Source organism: Neoaquamicrobium sediminum, from assembly GCF_040970315.1.
Lineage (GTDB): Bacteria > Pseudomonadota > Alphaproteobacteria > Rhizobiales > Rhizobiaceae > Aerobium > Aerobium sediminum.
Map to the genome: position 1 here is coordinate 1 of NZ_JAZHFV010000017.1, position 23,308 is coordinate 23,308.

At 60.7% G+C, this 23,308-nt stretch carries 30 protein-coding genes and 1 pseudogene; 19 read left to right on the forward strand and 12 right to left on the reverse strand.

The window, feature by feature from the left end; all coding sequences use genetic code 11:
- Positions 1-186 precede the first annotated feature (186 nt).
- Entirely contained in the window at positions 187-1,263 is a 1,077-nt protein-coding gene (locus V1479_RS25075) for a TRAP transporter substrate-binding protein (protein ID WP_368805243.1), read from the forward strand.
- Here the strand turns inward: V1479_RS25075 and V1479_RS25080 are convergent.
- Positions 1,237-2,508 (reverse strand): winged helix-turn-helix domain-containing protein, encoded by a 1,272-nt coding sequence (locus tag V1479_RS25080; RefSeq protein WP_368805244.1) that lies wholly within the window; start codon positions 2,506-2,508, stop codon positions 1,237-1,239. The two genes, V1479_RS25075 and V1479_RS25080, sit on opposite strands and share 27 nt — an antisense overlap.
- A gap of 85 nt (positions 2,509-2,593) precedes the next feature.
- On the opposite strand from V1479_RS25080, the gene V1479_RS25085 reads away from it, so the two are divergent.
- From V1479_RS25085 to V1479_RS25095, 3 genes are all read left to right on the forward strand, one after another.
- Positions 2,594-3,088, forward strand: coding sequence for a DUF6647 family protein (locus tag V1479_RS25085; protein WP_368805245.1), 495 nt, complete (start codon positions 2,594-2,596; stop codon positions 3,086-3,088).
- Between the two features lie 251 nt (positions 3,089-3,339).
- Positions 3,340-4,326 (forward strand): GFA family protein, encoded by a 987-nt coding sequence (locus tag V1479_RS25090; protein WP_368805246.1) that lies wholly within the window; start codon positions 3,340-3,342, stop codon positions 4,324-4,326.
- Between the two features lie 24 nt (positions 4,327-4,350).
- On the forward strand, positions 4,351-5,037 hold the full coding sequence (locus V1479_RS25095) for a glutathione S-transferase family protein (protein WP_368805247.1): 687 nt from the start codon (positions 4,351-4,353) through the stop codon (positions 5,035-5,037).
- 285 nt (positions 5,038-5,322) lie between these two features.
- On the opposite strand, the gene V1479_RS25100 is transcribed toward V1479_RS25095, so the two are convergent.
- Positions 5,323-5,985: a winged helix-turn-helix transcriptional regulator gene (locus V1479_RS25100; protein ID WP_368805248.1), complete on the reverse strand. Its 663-nt coding sequence runs from the start codon at positions 5,983-5,985 to the stop codon at positions 5,323-5,325.
- A 202-nt stretch (positions 5,986-6,187) separates the two neighbouring features.
- Here V1479_RS25100 and V1479_RS25105 point away from each other — a divergent pair, with 202 nt between their 5' ends.
- The 4 genes and pseudogenes from V1479_RS25105 (at position 6,188) to V1479_RS25120 (ending at position 8,952) form a co-directional block, all read left to right on the forward strand.
- Positions 6,188-6,460 carry a DUF4242 domain-containing protein gene (locus tag V1479_RS25105; protein WP_368805249.1) on the forward strand — a complete coding sequence of 91 codons (273 nt, stop codon included), beginning with the start codon at positions 6,188-6,190 and terminating at the stop codon, positions 6,458-6,460.
- A gap of 829 nt (positions 6,461-7,289) precedes the next feature.
- Positions 7,290-7,730: an SIR2 family protein gene (locus V1479_RS25110; RefSeq protein WP_368805277.1), complete on the forward strand. Its 441-nt coding sequence runs from the start codon at positions 7,290-7,292 to the stop codon at positions 7,728-7,730.
- Positions 7,708-8,307, forward strand: a pseudogene (locus tag V1479_RS25115) (TraB/TrbI/VirB10 family type IV secretion system protein); the annotation flags it as partial. The gene V1479_RS25110 and the pseudogene V1479_RS25115, both read left to right, overlap by 23 nt.
- A gap of 225 nt (positions 8,308-8,532) precedes the next feature.
- On the forward strand, positions 8,533-8,952 hold the full coding sequence (locus V1479_RS25120) for a DUF983 domain-containing protein (protein WP_368805250.1): 420 nt from the start codon (positions 8,533-8,535) through the stop codon (positions 8,950-8,952).
- A gap of 558 nt (positions 8,953-9,510) precedes the next feature.
- On the opposite strand, the gene V1479_RS25125 is transcribed toward V1479_RS25120, so the two are convergent.
- On the reverse strand, positions 9,511-9,648 hold the full coding sequence (locus V1479_RS25125; RefSeq protein WP_368805251.1) for a hypothetical protein: 138 nt from the start codon (positions 9,646-9,648) through the stop codon (positions 9,511-9,513).
- A gap of 219 nt (positions 9,649-9,867) precedes the next feature.
- Here V1479_RS25125 and V1479_RS25130 point away from each other — a divergent pair, with 219 nt between their 5' ends.
- Positions 9,868-10,395 carry a hypothetical protein gene (locus V1479_RS25130; RefSeq protein WP_368805252.1) on the forward strand — a complete coding sequence of 176 codons (528 nt, stop codon included), beginning with the start codon at positions 9,868-9,870 and terminating at the stop codon, positions 10,393-10,395.
- Between the two features lie 792 nt (positions 10,396-11,187).
- Here the strand turns inward: V1479_RS25130 and V1479_RS25135 are convergent.
- Positions 11,188-11,631 (reverse strand): pseudoazurin, encoded by a 444-nt coding sequence (locus tag V1479_RS25135; protein ID WP_368805253.1) that lies wholly within the window; start codon positions 11,629-11,631, stop codon positions 11,188-11,190.
- A gap of 140 nt (positions 11,632-11,771) precedes the next feature.
- Between V1479_RS25135 and V1479_RS25140 the strand changes: the two genes are divergently transcribed.
- Positions 11,772-12,473: a Crp/Fnr family transcriptional regulator gene (locus V1479_RS25140; protein ID WP_368805254.1), complete on the forward strand. Its 702-nt coding sequence runs from the start codon at positions 11,772-11,774 to the stop codon at positions 12,471-12,473.
- A gap of 18 nt (positions 12,474-12,491) precedes the next feature.
- Here V1479_RS25140 and V1479_RS25145 read toward each other — a convergent pair whose 3' ends face one another.
- Positions 12,492-12,734 (reverse strand): DUF6455 family protein, encoded by a 243-nt coding sequence (locus tag V1479_RS25145; RefSeq protein WP_368805255.1) that lies wholly within the window; start codon positions 12,732-12,734, stop codon positions 12,492-12,494.
- Positions 12,735-12,740: 6 nt separating this feature from the next.
- Positions 12,741-12,965: a DUF1858 domain-containing protein gene (locus V1479_RS25150; RefSeq protein ID WP_368805256.1), complete on the reverse strand. Its 225-nt coding sequence runs from the start codon at positions 12,963-12,965 to the stop codon at positions 12,741-12,743.
- 181 nt (positions 12,966-13,146) lie between these two features.
- Here V1479_RS25150 and V1479_RS25155 point away from each other — a divergent pair, with 181 nt between their 5' ends.
- The 8 genes from V1479_RS25155 (at position 13,147) to V1479_RS25190 (ending at position 16,793) form a co-directional block, all read left to right on the forward strand.
- Positions 13,147-13,272, forward strand: coding sequence for a hypothetical protein (locus V1479_RS25155; protein WP_368805257.1), 126 nt, complete (start codon positions 13,147-13,149; stop codon positions 13,270-13,272).
- 147 nt (positions 13,273-13,419) lie between these two features.
- Entirely contained in the window at positions 13,420-13,695 is a 276-nt protein-coding gene (locus V1479_RS25160) for a DUF2249 domain-containing protein (protein ID WP_368805258.1), read from the forward strand.
- A gap of 16 nt (positions 13,696-13,711) precedes the next feature.
- Positions 13,712-15,067, forward strand: a complete 1,356-nt coding sequence (locus V1479_RS25165; protein ID WP_368805259.1) for a hypothetical protein — start codon at positions 13,712-13,714, stop codon at positions 15,065-15,067.
- Positions 15,068-15,079: 12 nt separating this feature from the next.
- Positions 15,080-15,583, forward strand: coding sequence for a DUF2249 domain-containing protein (locus V1479_RS25170; RefSeq protein ID WP_368805260.1), 504 nt, complete (start codon positions 15,080-15,082; stop codon positions 15,581-15,583).
- Positions 15,580-15,936, forward strand: coding sequence for a metal-sulfur cluster assembly factor (locus V1479_RS25175; protein WP_368805262.1), 357 nt, complete (start codon positions 15,580-15,582; stop codon positions 15,934-15,936). Before V1479_RS25170 ends, V1479_RS25175 begins: the two co-directional genes overlap by 4 nt.
- Before the next feature lie 105 nt (positions 15,937-16,041).
- Positions 16,042-16,359 (forward strand): cytochrome c peroxidase, encoded by a 318-nt coding sequence (locus V1479_RS25180; protein WP_368805263.1) that lies wholly within the window; start codon positions 16,042-16,044, stop codon positions 16,357-16,359.
- Positions 16,290-16,436: a hypothetical protein gene (locus tag V1479_RS25185; protein WP_368805279.1), complete on the forward strand. Its 147-nt coding sequence runs from the start codon at positions 16,290-16,292 to the stop codon at positions 16,434-16,436. The genes V1479_RS25180 and V1479_RS25185 overlap by 70 nt, the downstream gene beginning before the upstream one ends.
- A gap of 108 nt (positions 16,437-16,544) precedes the next feature.
- Positions 16,545-16,793: a hypothetical protein gene (locus V1479_RS25190; RefSeq protein ID WP_368805264.1), complete on the forward strand. Its 249-nt coding sequence runs from the start codon at positions 16,545-16,547 to the stop codon at positions 16,791-16,793.
- A gap of 35 nt (positions 16,794-16,828) precedes the next feature.
- Here the strand turns inward: V1479_RS25190 and V1479_RS25195 are convergent, their stop codons facing one another.
- The 3 genes from V1479_RS25195 to V1479_RS25205 form a co-directional block, all read right to left on the reverse strand.
- Complete coding sequence (locus V1479_RS25195; RefSeq protein WP_368805265.1) at positions 16,829-17,248, reverse strand: YbaN family protein; 420 nt, start codon at positions 17,246-17,248, stop codon at positions 16,829-16,831.
- Positions 17,205-18,569, reverse strand: coding sequence for an oxygen-independent coproporphyrinogen III oxidase (hemN, locus tag V1479_RS25200; protein WP_368805266.1), 1,365 nt, complete (start codon positions 18,567-18,569; stop codon positions 17,205-17,207). The genes V1479_RS25195 and hemN overlap by 44 nt, the downstream gene beginning before the upstream one ends.
- 293 nt (positions 18,570-18,862) lie before the next feature.
- Positions 18,863-19,492 (reverse strand): TetR/AcrR family transcriptional regulator, encoded by a 630-nt coding sequence (locus tag V1479_RS25205; RefSeq protein ID WP_151558795.1) that lies wholly within the window; start codon positions 19,490-19,492, stop codon positions 18,863-18,865.
- A gap of 69 nt (positions 19,493-19,561) precedes the next feature.
- On the opposite strand from V1479_RS25205, the gene V1479_RS25210 reads away from it, so the two are divergent.
- Positions 19,562-20,281 carry an SDR family oxidoreductase gene (locus V1479_RS25210; RefSeq protein WP_368805267.1) on the forward strand — a complete coding sequence of 240 codons (720 nt, stop codon included), beginning with the start codon at positions 19,562-19,564 and terminating at the stop codon, positions 20,279-20,281.
- A gap of 57 nt (positions 20,282-20,338) precedes the next feature.
- On the opposite strand, the gene tnpC is transcribed toward V1479_RS25210, so the two are convergent.
- The 3 genes from tnpC to tnpA form a co-directional block, all read right to left on the reverse strand.
- Positions 20,339-21,874 (reverse strand): IS66 family transposase, encoded by a 1,536-nt coding sequence (gene tnpC, locus V1479_RS25215; protein WP_368805268.1) that lies wholly within the window; start codon positions 21,872-21,874, stop codon positions 20,339-20,341.
- A 68-nt stretch (positions 21,875-21,942) separates the two neighbouring features.
- A complete protein-coding gene (gene tnpB, locus V1479_RS25220; RefSeq protein WP_368805269.1) occupies positions 21,943-22,296 on the reverse strand; it encodes an IS66 family insertion sequence element accessory protein TnpB in 354 nt (117 codons plus the stop codon).
- On the reverse strand, positions 22,293-22,679 hold the full coding sequence (tnpA, locus tag V1479_RS25225) for an IS66-like element accessory protein TnpA (protein ID WP_368805270.1): 387 nt from the start codon (positions 22,677-22,679) through the stop codon (positions 22,293-22,295). The genes tnpB and tnpA overlap by 4 nt, the downstream gene beginning before the upstream one ends.
- Between the last annotated feature and the right edge of the window lie 629 nt (positions 22,680-23,308).

The following is a 23,308-nucleotide window of genomic DNA, read 5'->3' on the forward strand; positions in this document are numbered from 1 at the left end:
GTGTTCCTTTCAGCAGGAGTTGGTGTCGACAACCAAACCCTACCGGAAAGCGCCGATGACCGCCGCGCTAACCAGCTACACCACGTCTCGGGACGTCACCAAACGAACCACGGCTTCTTGCAATATGGACGGCAACTTCAGAATATGCAGGAACAGTACAAGCGATCGCACTGGACGTTTGTAGGCATGACGACATCTTCCAACGCCGTTCGGGCATTTGGCGGATTTATGGTCGCCTTCTGGCTTGCAATGGGCCCGGCCGCCGGCCAGGAGGAGGTTCTGCGCTGGCGCATGAACAGCCTGCTCTATCCGAAATTGTTCGGCGAAGCGGGCGAGCGGTTTGCACAAACTGTGCTGCGCCTGTCAGGTGGAACCTTCGTCATTGAGGTGCATGACCGACTCGTGCTCGACCAGGAAACCTTCGGCGCGTTGGAATCCGGCTTGATCGACGCTGTCTGGGGGTCGGCGGGCCACCACCACCGCGAAGACCCTGCGCTGACGATCTTCACCGGCTTTCCCTTCGGTCCCGATCCAGCCGGCTTCACAGCCTGGATGCAGATGGGTGGTGGCGCCGAGGCATTGGAGGCGATATATGCTCGGCATGAGTTGAAGAGTCTTTATTGCGGTATCCTGCCGGCGGAAGGCGGCGGCTGGTTCCTCGAACCAGTCAGCAGTTCTGCGGACCTTGACGGTCTGGCAATGCGCAGTTTCGGCTACGGCGCTCAGGTGCTACGCAAGCTGGGCGTCGTGCCCTACGAACTTCCGGCTGGCGAAATCCGCTCCGCATTCGAAGCCGGCCTGATTGGCGCGGCGGAATTCTCCTTACCTTCGATCGATTCCGAGCTCGGCATCGCCGAGATCGCCAAGCACCTCTATTTTCCCGGATGGCAGCAGCCGGTCACGTCGCTCGAAATATTGATGACCGAACAGAGGTGGAGGGCCCTTTCACCGGCCAACAAGGCGACACTGGAAGCAGCCTGCGGTGATACGCTGTCTTGGACCGCGGCTGAGGCGACGGCACGGCAGATTGAAGCGCTCGCATCGCTGCGCGCCGCCGGTGTCGAGTTTCATACCTGGCCGGATGGAATCCTTGCCGAATTACGACAGGCATGGGACGAGGTCATCGCCGAGGAAGTTGCTCGCGACTCGACGCTTTCCGAGGCATGGGAAGGCTTTATGCGCTTTCGTGAGGACTATGCCGATTGGCAGGCGCGAACCCATGTCGACTGGACAGGCTCAACCGCGCATGCCGGCAAGCCTTAGTCCGTCGAGGACTAGCCGCAGATCTTCTTCGTTGGAGAGGCCGTAGAGGGACTGCGCAACAGCCGATGCGCTTCTTTCCGGTCGGCGCGCCAAAGCCGACTCGACCACCCTGGACGCCTCGTCGGTCCGGCCGGCATGGGCGAGGCTTGCCGCGAACAACCATCCCGACCACCACCGCGCATTGGCAAACGTGCCCGCGCCGTAGAGCGGGCCGAGTTGCTCTGCTGCCTGGGTGGGCTCGCCGGCGAGCAGGTAGCTAAGGCCCGCGATCTGGTGATACCAGTCAGGCGGCGACTGCTTGAGGAGCAGAGCCTGTTCGATCATGCCGACCGCTTCCGTCGATCGGCCCGTCAGGGCAAGCGCTTGCGCGAGCACGGCGAGATTGTCGGGATCGTCGCCGTCGATGGCGACCGCCGCGCGGGCGCTTGCAAGGGCATCGACCGAAGACCGCTTGTCAGGGAACGGTGCGAGCAATCGCATCTCCGCGAGCAGCCGGTGCGATCGCGCGCTTCCACCTGACGCGACGGCGCGTTCAACAAGGCTAAGCGCCCGCTCCATCTCGCGCCGGCCACCACCCCACGCTAGGTGCTTGACCTCCAGCCAGTAGGTAAGCCCGAGGCTCGCCAGCGCATCGGAATTTCCGGGCTCGGTGGCGAGTGCCGTCTCCAGCAGCCTGCGCGCCTGCTCGTTGTCCTCGCGTCTCCGCCAGTCTCGAGCCTCCAAGAAGGCATTCGCCTGCCCAACTAGGGAATTGGCCGCAACGGGCTCGACCACACGTTCATTGTCATGAAGTGCCCACGACAAACCTGCTGCCGCCACGGCCAGTGCCAGCGCAACGACCCCAGTTCGCATGTCGCGGAGTTTCGTGATCGGCGGCAAGGGAAACTGCGAATCCGAGCCTGGAACCGCCAGCGCATATCCCCTCTTCGGCACCGTACGCAACAGGTCGGCGGCTCCCGGGCCGAACGCCCGCCGGATATCGCTTATGCAATGGGCAAGTGAATCGTCAGACACGAATACGTTCGGCCAGGCCTCGTTGACGAGATCATCCTTGCTCACCAATTGGCCACACCGCTCGGCCAAAACCTCAAGCACGCGATAGGATTTTGGCCGCAGGAACCTCTCCGCGCCGGTGGCGTCCTCAAGGCGACCTCGCGCCCTGTTTAGGGTGAAGTCGCCGAAACGAATTGAGCATTGTTGATCCAACGCCGGCTCCCAAGCCAACTTCTCCGAGATTTGTAGCACAATTTCAGGCTTCTTTCAGCGCCCTTTCATTACTTGCCTCATCACTCGGCAGATCCTCGAAGTTCACCTTGATGCGAGGACAGCTGTGCGTACCGCCATCAGAAACACCGCTACCGTCCTGTTCCTAGCCGGCGCCGGGCCGGCTGCCGCCGAACCGCTGCAGCCACCGCCCCTGCTCGACACCATCGCGCTCTGGCTAGAAGTCAATTTCGATCTGCCGGCGGCGCAGAAGCACCCGACACTTGCCACGCTGCCAGCGGCAGAACTCGTGGAGATCCGCTACGGAGCGGGATCTTCCGTTTCGCCCGGCGAGGTTGTGGCCGTATATGACGACAGCGGCACCATCTATTTCACGGAAGGTTGGACGGGCAGCAGCGTAGCGCAGCTGTCGGTGCTGGTCCATGAGATGGTGCATCACCTGCAGACATCAGCCGACATGCGCTTTGCCTGCCCCGGCGAGCGGGAGGCGGTCGCTTACCGTGCGCAGGAAGCCTGGCTCCAATTGTTCGGCATGAGCCTTGAGACTACCTTCGGCATCGATCCCGCGATGCTGCTCTTCGCCACCGCCTGTACACATTGAATTGAGTCCGATTGGAAATATCGAGCGCTAACTGAAAACAGGTTGGGCTGACGAAAAAGTGTGAGCGTGGCCGATGCAGAATACGACCCATGGCGCTAAGGCAACGATGACGCCACGATTGGGCCACTTCTTGAGATTGTTGACGTACGAACGGACGAGTCGCAGATATTGTTGTCGCTGCCCCAGTTAATCGGCCGCCCTGAACTGCAATACGGCCGTGGACATCAACCGCCAGGAAGGAGCGAACGACTATGGCGTCGGGTCACGAGGGCGGTTGCCTCTGCGGTGCAGTCCGCTATCAAGTAGCCCCGCATCGCGGCAACGGCTACCATTGCCACTGCACCGCCTGCCAGAAAATGACCGGAGCGTCCTACCTCGTCGAGCACTGTTTCGCGCCGGAGGCGTTTGAGCTCCTAGCAGGCACGCCCAAGGTCCATGCCCATGTATCCGGCGGCAGTGGGAAGCAAGTCTACATCCATTTCTGCGCCAACTGCGGTACCAAGCTCTATCTGACCTTCGAGCGCTGGACCGAAACGCTCAACATATTCTCAGGAACGCTCGACGACCCAGCCGTTCTCGACTTCTCCCCCGAGACCATCCGTCAGATTTTTGTCGATCGCGCACCCGGCGGAACGCTGATTCCGCCGGGCTACGAGACATTCAGCGGCCATTGCGACCCGGCGGATGGGAGCATTGCCCTGCCGGTCGTATTCGAAGAAACGCTTCTGGTGGGTGGCTCGATATCAGGCGATGTTGGTCCTCATGTCGGTGGCTGCTTGTGCGGTGACGTGCGCTACGAGGCGAGAAGCGACCCGTCTCTGATAGTGATTTGCCACTGTGAATTTTGTCGCAAGGCGCTCGGCGGAGCGCCAAATTTCCAATGCCTGTTCCCGCCTCAAGATGTGACCGTGACTAGCGGCCGCCCCGCAACCTATGCCCAAAGTTCGACCGGCGGCGGCAAGATGGTACAGTTGAATTTCTGCACGCGATGCGGCGGCGGATTGTGGCTCGCCAGCCAAAGCTTTGCCGAAGTCGCGGTCTTCCGCGGCACGCTCGATCAGCCGAACCGGATTATGCCTGCACGAGAAAACACGACACAGATCTTTTCCGATAGCGCGATGCCATCGAGCATGATTGTCGCTGGTGTGCCAACCTATCGCGGTGCTTCAATGCAGGACGGTAGATCAGCTGACGCGAGGGTCTTCGAAAATCACCGACTTGCCCGAGCGGCGAGGTAATAATCATGATCCGGAGGATACGGCATGCGCGCACTGCAATTTACGGCTGGTTCGCCCTTTGCGCGTGGCGTTAGGGTCATTCTCGACGAACTCGGCCTGGATTGGGAGCGTCGCGAAGAAACCACTTCGGCGACGGTGGCAGAACGGGCCGCTGCAACGCCGACCCTTCAGGTTCCGATACTGTGGGACGGCGACCGCATACTCTGGGAAAGCGGCGTCACTGCCGAATACCTCCTGCGCGAATATCGGCGTCGACCTGCTGTGCAGCCTCCGCTGGCGGCTGCATTGGCCCGGCCCGAACGCGAATGGGATGACCGCCTTGTTTTCGCAACAATCCAGACTCTCGGCACTGCCGTCACCACCGTCAGCCAGATGACCTGGACCGGCGTCCGTCATTGCGAAAACGAGTATCTTGCCCGATGCGCCAACCGCTTACCCCATATCTTACAATGGCTGGATGCGCGGATTTCTCGTGAAGGTGGATTCTTTGACGGGGAGCTTTCCGCCCAGGACATCTTCCTCGTCTGCCATCTCGAGTTTATCGTCAATCGACCGCTCGGGCTCGATCCGGCTCTCGTCCGTTTCCCCAGCATCGAGGCCCTGATACGGCGCCTGCGTGACCGCGCATCCTTCCAAAACAATCCTATCCTGTGGTGGGAGCCGGAAGTGACTAGCAAGGCCATGGACAGCAGGACGCCAGGTTCTAACTAGGCCGTAGGGGTAGAGTGCTCTGCCTGCTTCGCGACTAATCGTGTCCGGCGGGGCGACACACGCGACAGAGCCGTTCTCGACGAATGCGGACCGGGTATCACGTGAATGCAGCAAGCGCGTCGAAGCTCAGTGCTTTGAAACGCGGTAGCATTGTGAAGGGCCGGTTGGCTGCTTTGATTTATGCAGTAGTGCAGATCGCTGTTGTCGGTACTAAGTGCTCGCGCCGCGACGTTAACTGCAATCCTTGCCTACGGCGGGCTCGCCTGAGACGCGCCGCTGTCACGGTCAACACGATGCGAGTTCTTCCAACTGCCTGATTTCTTCAGGTCGCTCTTTCGTTCTCTGGTAGAACCAGCGGTCCATTGTCTCTATCAAAAGGGCTTCTCCGCTGAGGAAAAGGCGGCCCTCCGCGATTTCGCGCGAAATGCTCGTGCGGCTGAGGAGTATCGAGCAAATGGATAAGCAGTCCGTCTCGATGTAGAGATCGATATCGAACCCCGGGATTGCCGAGCAGATTTCAACGGGAGCGCCCGGCCGGATGAGGGCCCAATAAACGCGGTATTCGAGGTCGGGATCGCTGAACCGGAACTGGATTACGACCTGCCGATCAGGAAGCTGGGCGGGGTCGATATAGTTACGCATGTGCCACATCAGTGTCGACAGGTCCGTGGCGGCCAATGCCTGGCGGGCCTCTATGTTGCATTGAGCCCATTTGCCCAGAGCATCGAGGATCGGTTCGAGTTCTATTGCCCGTTGAGTTCTAGTGTAATCAACCCGCCCGCTCGCCCGGTCTTCAACCCGCCGGACAAGGCCCTTGACTTCAAGCTCCTTTAGTCTTTTTGACAGGAGGGCCGTGGATATGTTGCCGACACCGCGGCGAATGTCGCTGAAGCGCGTGGCACCACCCCACATTTCCGTCAGTATCGGTATCGTCCAGCGTGGCTCCAAGACGTCGCAAGCATGCGAAATCGGACAGATCAATCCGTATGGCCTAGCGCTCAAACCTTGTCTCCTCTCTTCCTCCACACTGCAAGATCGACGGCGATCGAGCCAGTTTACAATATGAATCGGGATGGTTCAGTATCCAAACTGGACCTTGTGCTCCGCCGTCTGCCAGAGATGAACGGCCATCAGACAAAAGGAGAAGACAATGCAACGTTTCGTAATTGAGCGGGAAATTCCGGCGGTAGGTTCCTTTAGTCGCGACCAGTTGCGCGATGCGTCTAGGACGTCGAACGCTGCACTGGCCGAACTTGCTCCTCGTGTGCAATGGGAGCATTCCTATGTCTCCGGCGATAAGACCTTCTGCCTGTATCTGGCAGAAGATGAAGCGGCAATTCGTGATCACGCAACGCGCAGTGGTTTTCCAGCAAACCGCATCACGAAGGTTTCGTCGATCATCGACCCGACCACGGCAAACTAGCTGCAATAGGCGAGCGGCCCGTGGAGACCGCTCGCCCGCTCGAATTGCGAATTGGGACAGCGGCACGTTCTTACGGACGGACTTTCCGTCACCCAGCCTTCTTCACCCACTCATTGAGCGACTGCGCCGTGCAGCCGATCTTGGCAGCGATTGAAGGTGAATGGCAGCTTTCCCGGAGTGGCTGCCCAGAACCTGCCAGTCCCCAAACCACCCCAAGCCGGTCATCTCCACAGGGGTCCCCGTCATCGAAGTGACGGAGCAATCGGGGCCGTCTGTTGACTGACCGGTTCTGGATGAGAAACTGAGAAAGCCGACGTTCCGCCGTCGACCGCATTGCGGCCTCTCTGCCAACTTTTGCCGCGACCCGAAACCCGCCATTCTTAAAGTACCTGGCTATTGGCTCGATCGGGCCGGCGGGGAACGTGGCCGCAGTCAGTTGTTCAGCCAGGAAACCGGACAATAGAATGAAGCAAACGATTCGGGAACCTAAGGCTTAAAGGCTGTGGCTGCCAGTACCGCTGTTGAAGACAGAGTATTACAATTGGGCCCTGGGCTCTCCCCAATCCCGGAGCGACTCCTTCTGGCTCATGCGCGCGGGGAAGTGCTGTTCATTTGCGGTGCAGGCATATCCCAGCCTGCGGGGCTTCCGGGTTTTCGTGAACTTGTCCTCAAAGTCTACGCCACACTCGATACTTCGACACACAGCGTCTTAACCGGATTGCCCCCTGGGGCTTGCAACCAGTGGCTGGCCAATTGTGCTGGCCTGACCGATCAGCAAAGTGCTGAAGTTAGGCGATTCATCCAAGGGGACTATGACGTCGTCCTCGGGATGCTTGAGCGCCGACTAGACGATCAGACACGTGGCGATAGCCAAGTCAGGCGGACAGTCGCGACCATCCTGCGTTCAGGCGCAGCAAGCCCAGCCCCAATCCACAAGGCGCTCATAGCCCTTTCCGATCGCGGCGGAGCCAAAACCATTGTGACAACAAACTTCGATCTCCTGCTTCAAGTCGCTGCCCGACGCCTTCGGTCGCGCGTTGAAACCTATTCTCTTGGTTCGATCCCAAGGCCATCGCGGAGTTCTGACTTCTCTGGCGTGCTCCATATCCATGGGGCACTCGACGAGAGCCCAGCGAGAACATCTGAGTTTGTTTTGTCAGATCAGGATTTTGGCGAGTTCTATCTGCGCCGCCGCGTTGTTCCAGATTTCATTTACGATGCTGCACGCCTGTATCATCTGGTGCTTGTCGGCTACGCCCGACCGCGTTGAGCCACCAGCGTCGCCCTATATCCTTCAGGCTGGCTCCATCATTCCGGCAGCCTTGGTGACAGGCATCCGCTCGGACCTGCCCGGTCAGATTACAGCACAGGTGACCGAGACCGTGCGTGACAGCCCCACCGGCCGGATTGTCCTGATCCCGCAGGGCGCGCGGCTGATCGGCGAGTATGACAACAGCGTCCAGTTCGGGCAGCGCAGGGTGCTGCTCGTCTGGAACCGTCTGATCCTGCCCAATGGTCGTTCCATCGTGCTTGAGCGTCAGCCTGGCGCCGATCAGCAAGGCTATGCCGGTTTGGAGGACGGGGTTGATCACCATTGGTGGGATCTGGCGAAAGCGGCCGGGCTATCGACGCTGCTCGGCATTGGCTCTGAGCTGGTGATCGATGAAGAGGAGCGGCTGCTGCGAGCCGTCCGTGACGGCCTGCAAGACACTATCGAAGACGCCGGTCAGCAGATCATTCGACGCCAGCTTGCTGTGCCGCCGACTCTGACTGTCCGGCCGGGGTTTCCGGTGCGTGTCATCGTCACGCGCGATCTTGTTCTTGAACCCTATGAAAGCAGCCCGTGAGCGAGCTGAAAGCCGGTCCGGTCGGCGACGACCGCGTCCCTGTCAGCTACATTGGCACAACTCCTCTTCGCACCCCATCGGCGAGGTATCGTCCAATAGCAACTGCCGCCCCTTTGCGCTTGAAAGTGCGGAGGATCGACGGGCGCACCAGAAAGTCGCATGCTGTTTTGCCGCATTGGGAACATCGGCGGGAAAGCGCAATTTTCCCCCTGAAGGAGAACAGCGATGCAGGATCAACCTCACGTCCCGACAGACAACCCGATGCTCACGGGTATTCGTGGGCGCTGCCCGCGGTGTCAGCAAGGGCACCTGTTCAATGGGTTCCTGAAACTGGCGCCGCGCTGCGAAGTGTGCGGTTTAGACTATTCTTTTGCGGATCCGGCTGACGGGCCCGCCTTTTTTGCAATGACAATAGCGGCGGTGCCGGCGTTGGCATTCGCGCTGTGGCTTCAGATTTCTTTCGAACCTCCTTTGTGGGCGCATGTGCTGACCACGCTGCCTGTGACTCTAGCAGCGTGCGCGCTTCTGCTTCGCCCACTCAAAGGATGGCTGGTCTGCTCACAGTTCTTTCACAAAGCCGAAGAAGGTTCGATTGATCGAGAGTGGCACGAGCGTCGACGCGCAGATGAGGCGAGGCGGGATTAGCAACTCGACCAGCAGACCAGCCGCGCAGTGCGCTGAAAGCGGGTTCGGAGCCGTGTCAGGAAAGCTTCGCATTCACTCATAACCTCGAACGGGGGCTGTTCTGGGAGAAGCCAGGCGAAGTGATGGTTTTTTGCGTTCCGGTCGATCGGCGGGCCACAGACTATCGTTCGCGCTGCATAGATCGGAGTGTAGCGTTGCGGCTGGCGATTGTGCGGTCGGCGCCACATGCCGAGCCATCGACTCAATGCGACAAAAGAGAGGCCGGCGCAGGGCCGGCCGTAGAGTAAGGTTCTAGGGGGTTGTCGAGCAGGACGCGGGTGGTCCTGCGTCCATTCAACCCGCGGATCTGCATATTGTTCCAAACAGGTTCAGGATGAATGCGACGGACACGAAGCTGGTCGGGATGGTGGCCGCTGGCGTTGCAATTCAGCCGCACACAAGGCTGCGGGCCGCGCAGTGATGCCAGTCTGGGACTGACCGCATCGAACGAAGATCAGCATGTCATCCTGAAACGTTGGACGACGCAGTCAAGGAAGAAGGGCTGGGGCCGCGTCGCTGTCAGACGATCGTCATGACAACGCCGGCGCCGATGACGATGAGAATGAGCCCCCCAAGCAACATCGGGAGTAGCGTGCTGTCCTTGTCACCACTTGCGGCGGAATCAAGAACGCTGCGTGTGTCTCTATTTTGTTCCATAGGGGACTCCTTTCATGGCAGGGCGGCGCGGCGAGCGACGCCACTGAGTCGATCGTTTCGCGCCCACATCATCGACCAAAATGCGGGGTTGTACTTTGCGCAGGCGCAAACAAAATGTCCGTTGCCATAGCGAGAAGGACGGTGGCGCGATTGCCTGGTGACGACGAGCCGACCCATCCTGGTCACACTGTCGAGATCTGAAGTGCAGGGCGCGCTTCGATGAACGCGAATTGGGAGCGTTGCGTCAGTGGCATGCGGTGCCGGTGCGCGTCGCCGCCGGCTGCATTTGACTTTGCTCAAGGCGCACGACGCGGGCTGCTGCTTTATGAGGCGACCGAGGGGCATGTGGCCCGCCGGCTTTGTTCGGGAAACGCTTCTTTGGTAGCCGTCGTCGTCCAAGTAATCGCGCCTGACCGCGAGTTTAGGCGGTCACTGGAGTTCGCGCTCGAAGCGGAGGGATTCTTAATTGAATCGCACGCGTTGCTGGCGGGGGCGGAACCCTCACCAATTGCCTCGGAGGCTGTGTGCGCAGTCGTCGACGAAGGCGCGCTCCGGATCGATCCTTCAGGGAGGCAGTCGCTCGACCGGTTAATCAAGCCGGTCATCCTGCTTGCGGATGGATTCTCTGCAATCGAGCAAGACAACGGGCTGACTGTCCTAACCAAGCCCTTGCAGGGCAACGTTCTAATTGAGGTGATCAGCCGAATACGGCACGCACCTTTATCACCCGCTGCGCAGTTCCGGTAGATCGCGTATCGGCTTGTTCGTCTACAGTGATGCAGGAAGGTGCTGAGTGCTAGGTTAGCATTGTTGGGCGGCGGCTTCGTTTCCCGTGTGGGAGACAAGTCGTTAATGACCCGACTGATCGCTATGGAGGAACTCCAAGCGCAGCTCGGGTGAGTTCGGGCCATGTGGTGGCTGCCCTGTGGCGGGGGCCTGACCCATTCGATCGTTTTCACTCTCGCAGCTCTTGAACAGCGGGAAAACAGACCGTTTCGCCAGATGGAAGGGTTTGCGTCGGTTTCACCCTGAAAATGAACTCCCCCGACACAACGTCGGCGACCTTCCCACCGCCCCACACGAGCACCACTACGCCCTCGTTGCCGTGTCGCCGCGTCGGTCATGTTGCCTGCGTATCGAAAGCTGATCTTCTCAATCGCCCAACCCAGCTTCGGCTTTAGTGCGTTGGCTCATTCTGGGATCTCGAGCCGTACTGTGTCGGCCACCTTGCCATCGCATCCATGACGCATTCTCACGACGGGCTTTTAGGTCGATTGCGGTTTCAATCGATACATGTGCGCTGGGTGCGAACGCGAAGGCAGTCGAAAGGACAAGGTTTTTGTGTATGGCGATCTCTCTAATTCTCCGGGATTGACGACGTGCCGGTGAGTGGCCAGACCATTCCGCCCCAAGCAGCTACCAAATAGGCTGATCGCTCTCCGATCTTCGTCCAGGAGTAGGCTGCAAAAAGTCGGCCGGGAAGCGCCCCCCACTTCCCGGCCTCCGGGTGCCCCCTTCCCGGAAGACAGAGCTGCTCGTTCAGTTGGCGGCCAACGCCTGGCCGAAGAGCTCGGCGAAGACGGCCTTGGCCTTGCCTGTCTGCTTCACTGCCTTTGCTTCGTCCGCATTGGCAGGTTCGCCGACTTGGATCAGGGCGACCATGCCCATAGCGTAGTGGGGCGTGCACTTCACGCCGTAGACGCCTTCGGCCGTGACGGTGACCGTGAATTCCTCGTTGAACTTGCTCTTGAAGGGCTCTGCACCTTCGGGGAACATCCCCTTGATGGTCTCGACGTTGTGTCCCTTGTCAGTCGGCACGAAGCGGATCGTGTCGCCGGGTGCCGCGACGATCAGGTCAGGCTCGAACACCATCGCGCCCTTCGCGCCCTTGTTGAGCATGTGGACTTCGATCTCGGCCGCCTGGGCCGCGCCCCCGAGTACGACGGCGGCTCCGAGCGCAAGCATTGCTACAATCTTTTTCATCTTCTTGTTCCTTTCCAAGACGCGGCATCATCAGGCCGTTGGCAGCTGCATAAACCGCGTCAGGATGTCCTTGTTTGCGGTGGAGCAAACAGCAGGTGGAAAAGGGCTGAACGCATCCCGAATATGGATGGATGTCGCCGATGCCGTCCCTCGACAGGTCCCTCATAGCGGTTTTCCCGGCCTTTGCAGGCGTGTCGGGCGGAGAACTCGACCACGTACTCGCGTCTGCCCGCTCTGCCCGCCGTCCCAAGGATTCGGGGGTGTTCTCGCAGGGAGAGGAGGCCGGTCACTTCCTTCTCCTGCTCTCGGGCCATATCCGCGTGGCCCAGACCTCGCCGGGAGGGCATCAGGTGATTGCTCGCTACATCACCGAGGGAGAACTGTTCGGGATCGCCGTCGCGATGGGCCGAAGCACTTATCCTGCTACGTCGGTGGCGGCGATCGACTGTGTGGCGCTCGACTGGCCCAACAGCCTCTGGCCGGATCTGCAGGTGCGCTTCCCGCCCTTTGGAGCGAGCGCGCACCTGACGATCGGGTCACGTCTTCAGGACACGCAAGCGCGCGTCATGGAGATGTCGACGGAGCAGGTTGAGCAGCGCATCGCGCACACCATACTGAGCCTTGTGAAGCAGTCCGGTAGGAAGACCGAAAGCGGCATCGAGATCGATTTCCCGATCACCGGTCAGGACATCGCCGAAATGACTGGAACGACGCTGCACACGGTAAGCAGGCACCTGAGCGGATGGGAGAGCGACGTGCTCGTGAGAAGCGGCCGCCAGAAGGTCACAGTCACAGACCCGCACGAACTCATGCTGGTGGCCGAGAACCGACGGCGAAAGTAGGTCCGAACAGCTGCGCGGCTAAAGCCTCACCACGTATTTCTCGTACGTTCCGCGGTTCCGACAGAAATTCGGTAAGTCCGACCGACCCGCCGCCAGCCAGTCGCGGCAGTCGTCGCCGTGGCGGCAGAGCAGGCATCGCCAGATCGCGTTGCGCGTGTCGTTTTCCGCGGCGTAGCCGCCTTCGAACAGTCTGACGTCCGCACGCGCCATGACTTCGCTGGACTGCCCCAGCTTCGTCTGCATTCTTTCGAGGATCTTCATCGTCTTTCAAGCTCCCGCTCGTTCGAATGCTGACGGCGCGTTGAGCTGGTCATCGGCTCTCATGGCCGCCAGCAGTTCCCGTGAGAAGTATTCCTCATCGAGGTTGTGGGCCTCGCAGGCATCCCTCACCGAATGGAAGACGCCTATCGGGCAGCCGAGGCATAGCATCCGGGTGCGGATGAACACACGGATGGTCGCCGGCCGGCGACGCATGATCTCGTCGACGCTCATGCTCGGGTCTATATCCCTGACATTATGCAGTTCTCTTTCGGCGCCCTCGAGCGCCGACGCTTCGGGAGCAGCGCCCGTGCACCGGCGCGGCGGAGCGTGTCCTCCATCAGGGCAAGGACGCGCCTTTGCCGGAACCGGAAGGTCGCCCGGGAGTGGACGTTGACGACATGAAGGAAGCACCATGGGCAGGACGGTCGATAGAAGGTTCGACTGGATCGCGGCACTGTCCGTTGCTGTGGGAGTGACGATTCCGCCTCTGGCAGCGCTGGCGTGGAACCTGCAGGCGGTTGCGATCAGGCTGTTATAATCGGACGAAGCCTGCACGAAGCTCAGCTTCGCCGTCTCCTGAGTTTGCGCTTCGACAAACAGGCATCGTGCCGGGTTTGCTAGAGTTTCCCCTGAGCTGGCGGCGCACCTCGCGTCTTGCCTGCGGTTGAACTCTGGAGCTTCGCGCATGACCACCAAGGAACTGGCCGAAATCCCCACCATCGACGTCCGCACCCTCCCGCCCTACGAGCGCCATCCTCGGATATTCTCGGTGCTGGCCGCTCTGAAGCCGGGCCAATCCTTCGCTATCGTCAGCGATCACGAGCCGCGCCCCCTTCAGTATCAGATCCAGACGCGGTCCCCCGATCTCTTCGACTGGACTTATGTTGAGCGGGGTCCGGAAGTCTGGCGCGTCCTCATCTCTAGGGCAGGCGGCGGCTGCGAATGCTGCTGCGGTTCCTGATGGGTCGGCAAGTCCGATGACCGGAACCTCGCTCTCGAGATGGACCATGGCCTACTTCGCAGCAGCGCTCGTGTCGTTGCTGGCGACAGAGGCCTTGATGGTGGCGGGTTACGGATATCCCCTCGACGGGTTAAGAGCTCCGGGCACGCTGGTGGTCGTCCATCTCGCTGCGATCGGCTGGCTGAGCCTGCTGATGGGCGGAGCGCTGTTCCAGTTCGTTCCCGTCCTCGTGAACCGTCCGCTCGCGGGAGCCGGCCTGACGCTGCCGGCCCTCCTGCTCATCGTCGTGGGCCTCGCCTTGCTGCTGTCTGGCTTCATGTCGATGGGCGGCGTGCTGGAGACGACTGCGTTCCTTCCCATGGGCGGCCTTCTGCTCTGCCTCGGCTTTGCCATGGCGGTGACGGTGATCGGTCTAACGCTTGCGCGGTCCCGGCCGCTTCCGCTCCCGGCAGCCTTCGTGGCCGCGGGCCTCGCAGGACTTGCGGCCGCTGTCACACTGGGCTTCGTGTTCACGCAGGTCCTCGGCGGCACGACGTCGGCGCCCGCGTTAATCTACATCGCTGCCCGGGGCGTCCCCGTTCATGCCGCTGCCGGTCTCGGAGGATGGTTGGCCATGTGCGCGGTGGGCGTCTCCTACCGCCTGTTTCCGATGTTTCTTCTTTCACCCGACCCGCAAGGGAACGGCAGCCGCGTCGCCTTCATGTTGTCCTTGGGCGCGGTAACCTTGGCCGTCGGAGGAGGGGTGGCGGCCCTTCTTGCGGCTTGGTCAGTGTCGAGCGTGTTGCTCGTCGCGGGGCTCGTCACCGCGGGTGCGGCTGCCCTCTATGGCAGGGACGTGGTGAACTTCTATCGCGGACGCAGACGCAGGGAACTGGAACTCAATATGCGGATAGCTGCGCTCGCCTTCGCCTCGCTCGGGTTTGCGGTCGTGCTGCCCATTCCCCTGACAGCCTTGGTCGGAGCCGAGAGGGGGATTGCGGCTTCGGTCTACCTCGTCGCCTTCGGATGGCTTTCCGGCCTTGGCCTGGCGAAGCTCTACAAGATCGTGCCATTCATGACCTGGCTCGAATGCTACGGCCCCATCCTTGGCCGCGCTCCCACGCCGCGGGTCCAGGACCTCGTATCTGAGACAGCGGCTCGACCGTGGTTCATTGTGTACTTCGCATCGGTCTGGGCGGCAACCGCCGCACTGGCATTTGGAAGCGCCGCAGGCTTCCGGATTGCGGCCTTCGGCACGCTGGCGGCGACCGCCGCCATCGTCGTTCATCTGGTGAGGGCACGGATGCTCTCCGACGTCGCCGAAGGCCAGAGGTTTCCCGGGGGTGCGCTGCGACCTTCCCTGCTTTACTCAATTGCGCCGGGCGGGCACTGAAGGAGCACGATCATGACCGACTATGTGGAATTGGACGTACGGCCGATACTGACGGCAGGAGGCGAGCCGTTCGGCTGCATCATGGAGACGGTGGCGTCGCTGAAACCAGGTGAAGGTCTTCGCCTACTCGCTCCGTTTCGGCCGGTGCCTTTGTTCGGGGCACTCGGTTCGAAGGGATTCACACATCAGGACCGGGAGATCGGCGGCGGGGACTGGGAAGTGCTGTTCACGCCGACTGCCGGGCCGGCAGCTTCCCCGGCCGAAGCCGTCGGCGATCGCTGGCCCACACCGCTGATGCATCTCGACAACCGGGGGCTGATGCCGCCCGAGCCCATGGTGAAGGTGCTCGGGGCCGTGGAGGCCATGCAGGTGGGAGAGGTGATGGAAGCCCTTCTCGACCGGGAACCGACCTTCCTGTTTCCGCAGCTCACGCAGCGAGGACACGAATGGCAGGGTGGCTTCGATCCGGACGGTACTGTCTATCGCTTGCAGGTGCGTATTGGAACGGGGTCATGACCGCCGCACCGGAACAGACGGACCGGACAACGCTGGCCGACAGCGTCAGGGATTCGCTACGCGCGGTCATCGACCCCGAACTCGGCGAGAACGTCGTTGATCTTGGGCTGATCTACTTCGTCGCGGTCGACGACCGCTCGACGGCGCACGTGGTCATGACGACCACCACGCGGGGGTGCCCGGCCGTCGGCTATCTGAAGGACGGTGTTGAACGCGCGGCTTGCGCCGTGCCGGGCGTGGCGGCTGCGGAGGTAGCGGTGACGTACGAACCCCCGTGGTCACCCGACAGGATGTCGGGCCCGCCCGGGCAACGGCGTCCCCCCGCGAAGCCGCGGTTCTGGCGGCCGTGGTGACGGAGAAACCTGGATGAGGCGCTACGCGCTTGCGATGGCCCCGCTGGTTGCTTTAACGAAGGCGCCGGCCTCGGGCAGCGCGATGGTGTTCGCCTCCCGGGGCCCATGCAAACAGTCGCGGCCGCCGATCCCGCGGCGTTGGAACCTCTCGGCGAGGCGCTTTGCTTCGATCCCAACCTGTCCGCCAACCGATCCCAGTTCTGCGCCACCTGCCACGCTCCCGGCGTGGGGGGCGATCCATGCAGTCACGCCGCCTCGCTCGGCGACGATGCGACTTCACTTGGCGACCGCAACGCCCAAACAGCGTCCTACGCCGCCCTCGTGCCGCCCCTCCGCAAGGATCCGGACGGCGGATGGGGGGAGGCCTGTTCCACGACGGACGCGCTGTCATGCTCGAGGAGCCGGTTGGCGGGCCGCCGCTGAACCCCGCCGAGATGGGCATGCCGGACACGGCGGCAGTGGCCGCGCGGCTGCGGGACCTACCGGCCCGAACGGTGTGACCCTTGGGACGGTCCCGGTCTTGGGGGCAACCCCGCCGTTGCTTCCCCCGACGAGCGCGGAAAGTTCCGCACGCCGACCCTTCGCAATGTCGCGGTGACCGGACCTACATGCATAGCCAGGTCTTCAAGGACTTGGCCACGGTCGTCACGTTCTACAGCACACACAACTCACTGGCCGACGCCGCGCAGGTGAATCCGGAAACAGGGCAGCCGTTCGGGTTTCCGAGCGTGCCAGAGACGCTTGCGGTCAAAAAACTCACGCATGGTCCGGCACTCGACGACAGGCGCGTGGAGGCACTCGTCGCCTCCCCCAACACGCTCATCGATGCGCGTTACGAACCGCTGCTGGAACATTGACGTCTCCAGAGAGGGTCAACGGTCTCCCGAAAGCCTCATGGCTGGGCATCGGGGCCTGGGCTGGGCCTCGTCGCGATAAACGCGGCCACCATGGTGAGGACGACCACCTGAATTCCCAGAACGATCGGTTCGAAACCGAGTGCCCACGACAGCACGGGCGTAGCGCAGATCACCGACATGGACGCTGTCTTTACCTTCTTCGAGATCGCGCGACTGCGTCTCCAGTCCCGTATCACAGGCCCCCACCGCGGATGCTCCAGCAGCCACGACTCGACCTTGGGAGAGCCGCGCGAGAACGCGTAGGCCGCAAGGATGAAGAATGGCGTTGCGGGCAGGAATGGCAGGACCGTTCCAGCCACGCCAACCGCCACAGAAGAATAACCGACCGCACTCCAGACGACGCGCATGCTTTCAAACCGCCACCGAATAACGGCCGTTCGATTGAAGATAGCCATCGAAGTGGCTGGCCACCAGACGTGCGGTTTCGTGGGGATCCCGCGTTATCGCGATCCGCCAGCCGTCGATGCGGACGCGTGTTCCCATTTCCTTCAGCAGCCTGACAATGTCCTGACCGAACAAGTCGACTGGGAAGCCATGGCGCTTTGCGATCACGGCGAGATCGGCTTCGAAGAAGCAGAGGATCGCTTCGATGACATCGCCACGTATTCTGTTCACGGCATCGACCGCCTTGCCCCGGGCCACGGGCAGTTCGCCCGCCCTGATGCGGCGTTGCCACCCAGCGTTGTCGGGCAGGTTCTGCGCATAGCCCGAGGGGGTACGGCTTATGGATGACGCTCCAAGACCTATGAGAGTGGCCGCGCCGTCGGTCGTGTAGCCCTGGAAGTTCCGGCGCATCGTGCCATTCCGCATCGCTGCGACAAGCGGATCGCTTTCGCGGGCGAAGTGGTCGATGCCCACGCCCTCGTAGCCGGCCGCCACAAGAAGACGGCGCGCAAGCCGCGCCTGGGCGATCCGCGCGCTAGCGTCGGGGAGGGTCTCGTCGGCGATCAGGCGTTGGTGCGATTTCATCCAGGGGACGTGCGCGTAGCCGAAGACAGCGAACCGCGAGGGGGCCAGACGGACCGCCTGCTCGACGGTTGCCTCAATGGACGTTTCAGTCTGGAAGGGCAGGCCGAACATCAGGTCGAAGTTCACGTCTGCGATGCCGGCCTGTGATATCGCGCGCATCGCGTCTTCGACGACGGCCAGCGGCTGAACGCGCGCGATCGCCTTCTGGACCTGGTCATCGAGCGTCTGTACACCGAGACTCACCCGGTTTACGCCCAGATCACCAAGGCGTGCCATGCCGTCTTGGGTGACGTGTCGGGGATCGAGTTCGATCGCGTGTTCCATGTCGTCCTTGAAATTGAACGTCTTGGAAAGAAGCTCGACCAATTCCGCCATACAGTCCGGCGGCAAGATGTTCGGGGTCCCTCCGCCCCAATGCAGGTGCGACACGGCAATGCGTCCGGTTCTGGCTCCCACAAGGCCGATTTCTTCCTTGAGGACGTCGGCGTAAGCGCGGATGGGATCGTCGCGAAGCGCCGCTTTCGTGGTGCAGCCGCAATAGTTGCAGATCGACCTGCAGAACGGCACGTGGAGATAGATCGAAACGGGATTGTTCGTCCCGCCAACCGCGTCCAGCCATGCCGCGTATTCACCCGGCCCGACCTCTGCCGAGAATTGCGGCGCCGTCGGGTAGGATGTGTAGCGAGGTACCGTCCTGGTTGCCAGATCAATCAGGGAGGGGTCGACATCTTCGGGACGAACTATCAACTAATGTCTCCTGGTTTCGTCGATAGGCAACTCATATCGGGCGGTGTCGATGCATCGTTGAGCAAGCGCAAACCCAAAGCGAATTTTCCTGCGCTGTGCATCATTCTTGAGGGCTCGGCCTGCATCCCCGCCGGAAGCAGCAATGAATGAAAGCCATGATGGACAACTTGGTTGCCCGAATGGCGTCGGCTCGTTGTGCGCTCGTGCAAGCCGAGTTAAACGGTAAGCGATGTCTCGGTATCACCTTGACCGTATCTCGCCCAGAAGTCGCATTTAGGGGTGTCTGGAGGAAGTCATCTCACATGCCTCTCAAGGTAACCTCGACACATGATCACGAGCTGTCGGCGTAGGTCCTCGGCAACATCGCCGGAATGGCCTCGCTCGAAGGAATTTCGCACCGCTCCGAAGATGATGGTGACCAGCGTGCGCGTATTCGACCTTGCATCGGAACCGTCGTTGTCGGAAGCGCTTGCGAGCATGGTGGTAACTGCCGCGTCGGTCCGTGCCGCGAAGGCAGATATCAATGCCTCGTTGTCCATCTCCACGACAGATCGGTACAGGGCCCGCGTAACATCCGGTTTATCGGTTTTGGCTTTCCAGTAGGTTTCGATTAGCGCTTCGATCATGTCGCCTGAACGGTTGCCCTGACATTCGCGGCAAGTGGCTTCGATCCTTTCGGCCAGCAGCTCCAGATAACGTTCGTTGACGGCATAGATCAGAGCCTGTTTGTGGGGGAAATATTGGTACATCGTGCCGACCGACACTCCCGCCCGCTCGGCGACGCGTGTGGTGGTAAGTTGCGAAAGACCGTTTTTTACCAAAAGCTGAATGGTTGCCTCGAAAATTGCGTCGAGGGTGGCCGAAGCGCGTCGTTGCTGCGGTCGTTTCCGGGGCTTCAAGGCTTGTGGTGCGGAAGAGATCAAAAGCGAATCCTCAAACTGAACAATTCTTCATATCATGACTGAAAATGCAGATTAAGAAAGGCTTTAGGCATGAAGGAAGAACGCGTCGCGCTCGTAACTGGCGGCAATAAGGGCATTGGTCTGGAAGTCTCGCGTCAACTCGGCATGGCTGGTGTCAGGGTCGTGATCGGTGCACGGGATGTGGATCGTGGCACTACGGCGGCCGCAGAATTGAAGTCGCAGGGCATTGATGCCTTCTGCGTCCAGCTCGACGTCACGGACGAACGGAGCATCACTGCTGCAGCCCAGATTATTGCAGAGACGTATGGCCGCCTGGACATCCTGGTCAATAATGCTGGCATCTTTGATTTTGCAGACGCTCCTCCCAGTTGTGCGGCCATTGATGCTGTTCGCAGAGTGATGGAAGTCAACTTCATCGGCGCATTTGCTGTGACACAGGCGGTGCTGCCGCTGCTGAGTACGTCAACAGCCGGGCGCATCGTAAACGTGTCCAGCTCGCTTGGTTCGCTAACACTGAACGGCGATCCGACATCGACATACTATTCGCAGCAGTTCATCGGCTACAACGCATCGAAGGCATCTCTGAACATGCTGACGATCCAGTTGCACCAGGAACTGAAAGAGACCGGCGTTATCGTGAATTCGGTCAGCCCCGGCTTCGTCAAGACCGACCTGACCGGCTACGGCAATATGACTCCCGAGGAAGGAGCAAGGCTGCCAGTGCAGTATGCGCTGACTGCAACGACATCGGGGACGTTCGTCGAACCGGAGAACACGACGCCATGGTAGGGTGATCTCAAGCTGAGTTCATCGGCCTTTGCCGAGGGATGACTTCTTCGGCAAATCTCACCTTGCGGTGAAACTCCACGGCAGGAGTTCGTCAACCCGGCCCTGCTTGTGACCATTGACAATGGCGGTGAGCGTGGCGGTCATATAGGCGAACGGATCGACAGCGTTGAGCTTGCACGTCTCGATCAACGAGGCGATTGTCGCCCAGTTCTCCGCTCCTGCATCGTGTCCCGCAAATAGAGCATTCTTCCGATTTAATGTTATCGGCCGAATGGTCCGCTCAACGGTATTGTTGTCGATCTCGATCCGACCTTCGGTCAGGAAGATGCAAAGGCCATCCCAGTATTTGGCGATGTAGGAAAGCGCTTCGCCAAGCGGCGATTTGCCAGCGACGCGGGCACGATGATGCGTGAGCCAGTCCCGCGTGTCTGCAATCAATGGCGCTGATCGTTCCTGCCGTCGAGCCAAACGAGCGTCGGCGTCGAGACCACGCAGCTCTGCTTCTATGCGATAGAGTTCGCCAATCCGCTTCACCCCTTCCTCTGCAATCGGCGTCGAACCGGTGCGGGTGACCTCGACCAACTTCCGCCTTGCATGCGCCCAACAGTAGGCGAGTTTGACGTCGGAACCGAGACGATCCGGCGCGATCAGCCGATTATATCCCGCGTAGCCGTCAACCTGAAGGATGCCCGTGAACCCCTGCAATATCCGTTCGGCATGCTGTCCGCCGCGACCTGGAGCATAGGTGAAGGCGACACCAGGCGGAGCACCTCCGCCCCACGGTCGGTCATCGCGGGCCAGCGCCCAGAAGTATCCAGTTTTGGTTTTGCGGGAGCCAGGATCAAGGACTGGCGCACGGGCCTCGTCCATGAACAACTTGGTGGACCGCTTCAGGTCGGCGATCAGAGCGTCGAAGACCGGGCGGAGTTCGAATGCTGCTCGGCCGACCCAGTCGGCGAGCGTGGAGCGGTCGAGATCAACGCCTTGGCGGCTCATGATCTGGACCTGTCGGTAAAGCGGCAAGTGATCGGCATATTTTGCGACCAGCACATGCGCAATGGTCGCCTCCGTCGGTAACGCGGCGTGGATCAATCTTGCAGGCGCTGGAGCCTGAGAAACGCCGTCGGTGCAGGCACGGCAAGCATATTTAGGACGACGCGTGACGAGGACGCGAAATTGCGCCGGAATGACATCCAGCCGCTCGGAGACGTCTTCACCAATGCAGTGCAGGCCTCCGCCGCAAGCACAGATCAGGCTTTCTGGTTCGATGATCTCCTCGACGCGAGGAAGATGAGCAGGAAGGGAGCCGCGATTGGTGGCACGGGGTTTAGGCTGCGGCTTCTCAGAGGGGCTATCGGCTTCATCTTCGGCATGGATGGCCGCGATGGCCGTTTCCAGGTCCTCCAATGCGAGATCGAATTGTTCAGGATCGGCCTTCTCGGATTTGCGGCCGAATGCTGCTTGCTTGAAAGCGGCGACCAGCTTCTCCAGACGCTCGATCCGGTCATCCTTGCGAACTTCACGCGCTTGCGCCGCGATCAGCATCGCCTTCAGCGCAGCAATATCGTCGGGAAGATCGGCGACGTCCAACATGATCGAAGTATATCAAAATCAGCGTCGCTTCGCCGTTGGAATTTGCCGCCCGAGTCATCGTGCCGCATCTATTCGATAGCGTCCGGCGATCTCGCCTCTACGGAACGGACGCGACGCCAGTCGAGCCCCGCAAACAGCGCCTCGAATTGTGCGTGGCCCAGCGTCATTAGGCCATCCCTGATGCCCGGCCAGATGAAGGTGTGTTCTTCGAGCCGCTTGTAGGCCATTACTAGACCGCTGCCATCCCAGTAGATCAGCTTCAATCGGTCGGCCTTGCGGGACCGGAATACGAAGACCGTCCCTGTAAAAGGGTCCTTGTGCAGCTCGTTCTTGACCAGCGCCGCCAGTCCATCGTGGCCTTTGCGGAAATCGACGGGCTTTGTCGCCACAATGATCCGAACGCGGTTCGATGGAAAGATCATGCCGGGACCGCGCAGGCACGCGCGACAGCGGCTATGCGGGCGGCAGATGCGCCTTCTTCCAGCCGAATGGTGACGGACCCGACGATGATCTCGGGACGGCTGGCTTTCTTGATGGGCCGTTCCACAACGGGTGGATCGACGATTACCGCTGCGAACTCTACCGCATCCTCGGGCGCAGGCAGAACCAGTTTACCCTGCCGCGCCATCGTTCGCCAGGTGGACAGGTGGTTCGGCTTCAGGCCATGCCGTTCTGCGACTTCATTTACCTGCGCTCCGGGCCGAAGACTCTCGGAAACGATCTGGGCCTTGACGTCGTCCGGCCAATGCCGATGCGGCTCACGTCCAGACTTCCTGGTCGTGAGAACCTCCAATGTACTCTCCATGGAGAAACTCCAGTTGCTCTTCCATGGAAAACCGATCACAGATCAGGGCGGCTAGGACAATGTGGGATTGGAACACCGGTTACGTTAAACGAGGAGTAAAGACTGAAAAGGTCGAGCCATTCCGCAGTTCTCGGCGTAGAATAAGAAACCCTGGCGGGATTCGGTGAGGCCATCAGGGGGAGACGTCGTCATCTTGTCTGAAACGGGATCAAACCAGCAAAGCTATTCGTGATGGCAAACACAGCGCGTCCCCCGCAGCCGTGCGTTTGCTGCGGCAAAAAGGCAACTTTGTCGGTTCAGCTTTCCGAAGGGCTCTATATGCCCCCGGTGATGGTGACTCGCTACTATCTTTCCACCGATAGGCTGCGTGAGCAAAGCCAATCCATGCCTGACGCAGTTACGGAGGTTCCTTTCTGTCAGCCATGCCTGGAACGGGTGGAGGACAGCGTGCGCGCCACCATACTCTATCTGCAAACCCAAAACGGCGTGGTCGCGGTTCGTTCGGTTGCTTGAGTGCAAAGATTGGCTCTGTCGTGTCTCGCCCGACATTTATTCAGGTCAGCCGAAAATCGAGGGCGTCCATCAGTTGCCTCCCACCTCGTCCCGGAGGCCATTGGTTTCGATTGGAT

What these genes read in the sequence shown, in the direction of transcription:
- V1479_RS25180 (WP_368805263.1), top strand. Translation starts at nt 16,042, where the DNA reads ATGCAAACAGTCGCGGCCGCCGATCCCGCGGCGTTGGAACCTCTCGGC.
- V1479_RS25105 (WP_368805249.1), top strand. Translation starts at nt 6,188, where the DNA reads ATGCAACGTTTCGTAATTGAGCGGGAAATTCCGGCGGTAGGTTCCTTT.
- V1479_RS25175 (WP_368805262.1), top strand. Translation starts at nt 15,580, where the DNA reads ATGACCGCCGCACCGGAACAGACGGACCGGACAACGCTGGCCGACAGC.
- tnpC (WP_368805268.1), bottom strand. Translation starts at nt 21,874, where the DNA reads ATGTTGGACGTCGCCGATCTTCCCGACGATATTGCTGCGCTGAAGGCG.
- V1479_RS25195 (WP_368805265.1), bottom strand. Translation starts at nt 17,248, where the DNA reads ATGGCTATCTTCAATCGAACGGCCGTTATTCGGTGGCGGTTTGAAAGC.
- tnpB (WP_368805269.1), bottom strand. Translation starts at nt 22,296, where the DNA reads ATGATCTTTCCATCGAACCGCGTTCGGATCATTGTGGCGACAAAGCCC.
- V1479_RS25155 (WP_368805257.1), top strand. Translation starts at nt 13,147, where the DNA reads ATGGGCAGGACGGTCGATAGAAGGTTCGACTGGATCGCGGCACTGTCC.
- V1479_RS25095 (WP_368805247.1), top strand. Translation starts at nt 4,351, where the DNA reads ATGCGCGCACTGCAATTTACGGCTGGTTCGCCCTTTGCGCGTGGCGTT.
- V1479_RS25120 (WP_368805250.1), top strand. Translation starts at nt 8,533, where the DNA reads ATGCAGGATCAACCTCACGTCCCGACAGACAACCCGATGCTCACGGGT.
- V1479_RS25210 (WP_368805267.1), top strand. Translation starts at nt 19,562, where the DNA reads ATGAAGGAAGAACGCGTCGCGCTCGTAACTGGCGGCAATAAGGGCATT.
- V1479_RS25165 (WP_368805259.1), top strand. Translation starts at nt 13,712, where the DNA reads ATGACCGGAACCTCGCTCTCGAGATGGACCATGGCCTACTTCGCAGCA.
- V1479_RS25125 (WP_368805251.1), bottom strand. Translation starts at nt 9,648, where the DNA reads ATGGAACAAAATAGAGACACACGCAGCGTTCTTGATTCCGCCGCAAGT.
- V1479_RS25190 (WP_368805264.1), top strand. Translation starts at nt 16,545, where the DNA reads ATGCATAGCCAGGTCTTCAAGGACTTGGCCACGGTCGTCACGTTCTAC.
- V1479_RS25090 (WP_368805246.1), top strand. Translation starts at nt 3,340, where the DNA reads ATGGCGTCGGGTCACGAGGGCGGTTGCCTCTGCGGTGCAGTCCGCTAT.
- V1479_RS25160 (WP_368805258.1), top strand. Translation starts at nt 13,420, where the DNA reads ATGACCACCAAGGAACTGGCCGAAATCCCCACCATCGACGTCCGCACC.
- V1479_RS25170 (WP_368805260.1), top strand. Translation starts at nt 15,080, where the DNA reads ATGACCGACTATGTGGAATTGGACGTACGGCCGATACTGACGGCAGGA.
- V1479_RS25185 (WP_368805279.1), top strand. Translation starts at nt 16,290, where the DNA reads ATGGGGGGAGGCCTGTTCCACGACGGACGCGCTGTCATGCTCGAGGAG.
- tnpA (WP_368805270.1), bottom strand. Translation starts at nt 22,679, where the DNA reads ATGGAGAGTACATTGGAGGTTCTCACGACCAGGAAGTCTGGACGTGAG.
- V1479_RS25130 (WP_368805252.1), top strand. Translation starts at nt 9,868, where the DNA reads ATGAACGCGAATTGGGAGCGTTGCGTCAGTGGCATGCGGTGCCGGTGC.
- V1479_RS25110 (WP_368805277.1), top strand. Translation starts at nt 7,290, where the DNA reads ATGCTTGAGCGCCGACTAGACGATCAGACACGTGGCGATAGCCAAGTC.
- V1479_RS25145 (WP_368805255.1), bottom strand. Translation starts at nt 12,734, where the DNA reads ATGAAGATCCTCGAAAGAATGCAGACGAAGCTGGGGCAGTCCAGCGAA.
- V1479_RS25150 (WP_368805256.1), bottom strand. Translation starts at nt 12,965, where the DNA reads ATGAGCGTCGACGAGATCATGCGTCGCCGGCCGGCGACCATCCGTGTG.
- V1479_RS25075 (WP_368805243.1), top strand. Translation starts at nt 187, where the DNA reads ATGACGACATCTTCCAACGCCGTTCGGGCATTTGGCGGATTTATGGTC.
- V1479_RS25135 (WP_368805253.1), bottom strand. Translation starts at nt 11,631, where the DNA reads ATGAAAAAGATTGTAGCAATGCTTGCGCTCGGAGCCGCCGTCGTACTC.
- V1479_RS25140 (WP_368805254.1), top strand. Translation starts at nt 11,772, where the DNA reads ATGCCGTCCCTCGACAGGTCCCTCATAGCGGTTTTCCCGGCCTTTGCA.